This window comes from Pseudomonas sp. P7779 (genome assembly GCF_013386315.1).
GTDB lineage: Bacteria > Pseudomonadota > Gammaproteobacteria > Pseudomonadales > Pseudomonadaceae > Aquipseudomonas.
Genome location: NZ_JACARZ010000185.1, coordinates 1 through 1,795, shown reverse-complemented (window position 1 = coordinate 1,795; position 1,795 = coordinate 1). Strand labels below are relative to the sequence as shown.

Here is a 1,795-nt window from a genome sequence, read left to right as displayed (position 1 = left end):
GCGATCTGGTAGCCCGCATCCGCATGACGCATCACGCCGGTCGCCGGGTCGTTGTGCAGCACGCGCGCGATACGCTCGGCGGCTTCGTCGGTACCGTCGCAGACAATCACCATGCCCGAGTGCTGGGAGAAGCCCATGCCGACGCCGCCGCCGTGGTGCAACGAAACCCAGGTCGCGCCGCTGGCGGTGTTGAGCAAGGCGTTGAGCAGTGGCCAGTCGGACACGGCGTCGGAACCGTCCTGCATCGATTCGGTTTCACGGTTGGGGCTGGCCACCGAGCCGGAGTCCAGGTGGTCGCGGCCGATCACGATGGGTGCCGACAGCTCGCCGCTGCGCACCATTTCGTTGAATGCCAGGCCGAGCTTGGCGCGCTGGCCCAGGCCAACCCAGCAGATACGTGCCGGCAGGCCCTGGAAGCTGATGCGCTCGCGGGCCATGTCCAGCCAGTTGTGCAGGTGCGCGTCGTCCGGGATCAGCTCTTTGACTTTGGCGTCGGTCTTGTAGATGTCTTGCGGGTCGCCCGACAGCGCAGCCCAACGGAACGGGCCGATGCCACGGCAGAACAACGGACGGATGTAGGCCGGGACGAAACCCGGGAAGTCGAAGGCGTTTTCCACGCCCACTTCTTGCGCCATCTGACGGATGTTGTTGCCGTAGTCGAACGTCGGGATGCCTTGTTTCTGGAACTCGAGCATGGCCTTGACGTGCACGGCCATCGACTGCTTGGCGGCCTTGATCACTTCGGCCGGTTCGGTCTTGGCGCGGGCGCGGTATTCGTCCCAGGTCCAGCCGGCGGGCAGGTAGCCGTTGAGCGGGTCGTGGGCGCTGGTCTGGTCGGTGACCATGTCCGGGCGCACGCCGCGCTTCACCAACTCCGGCAGGATTTCCGCCGCGTTGCCCAGCAACGCGATGGAGATCGCCTGGCCGGCCTTGGTGTATTTGTCGATGCGCGCCAGGGCGTCGTCGAGGTCGGTGGCTTGTTCGTCGACGTAGCGGCTGCTCAGGCGGAAGTCGATGCTGACCTGCTGGCATTCGATGTTCAGCGAGCAGGCACCGGCCAGGGTCGCGGCCAGTGGCTGGGCGCCGCCCATGCCGCCGAGGCCGGCGGTCAGGACCCAACGGCCCTTGAGGTCATCGTTGTAGTGCTGGCGACCGGCTTCGACGAAGGTTTCGTAGGTGCCCTGCACGATGCCCTGGCTGCCGATGTAGATCCAGCTGCCGGCGGTCATCTGGCCGTACATGGCCAGGCCCTTGGCATCCAGTTCGTTGAAATGCTCCCAGCTCGCCCAGTGCGGTACCAGGTTGGAGTTGGCGATCAGCACGCGCGGGGCGTTGCTGTGGGTCTTGAACACGCCGACGGGTTTGCCGGATTGCACCAGCAGGGTTTCGTCGTCGTTGAGGTTGGTCAGGCTTTCGACGATCTTGTCGTAGCATTCCCAGTTACGTGCCGCACGGCCGATACCGCCGTACACCACCAGTTCTTTCGGATTTTCGGCAACCTGCGGGTCGAGGTTGTTCATCAACATGCGCAGCGGCGCTTCAGTCAGCCAGCTTTTGGCGGTCAGCGTGTTGCCGCGTGCGGCACGGATTTCAACGTCACGGTATTGGGTAGGCTTGGTCACAAAAAAATCCTCAACGATCAATGCGCGAACATTGATGGGTGCGAAGAGGAAGTTCATGGACTCTTACGCACACATCTTTACTTGTACATACAAGCATATGCAAGGTTGTTGCCAACTCGACGCGTCGTTGAACAGAGAGGCCTGTAAGGCGCTGAAACACCTGAGTTGCGCGG

General features: G+C 63.1%; 1 protein-coding gene. It reads right to left on the bottom strand.

The window, feature by feature from the left end:
* Positions 1-1,622, bottom strand: a 1,622-nt coding sequence (gene hutU / locus HX869_RS30980) for a urocanate hydratase (RefSeq protein WP_087692916.1), incomplete at its 3' end; no start/stop codon positions are given.
* Positions 1,623-1,795 lie beyond the last annotated feature (173 nt).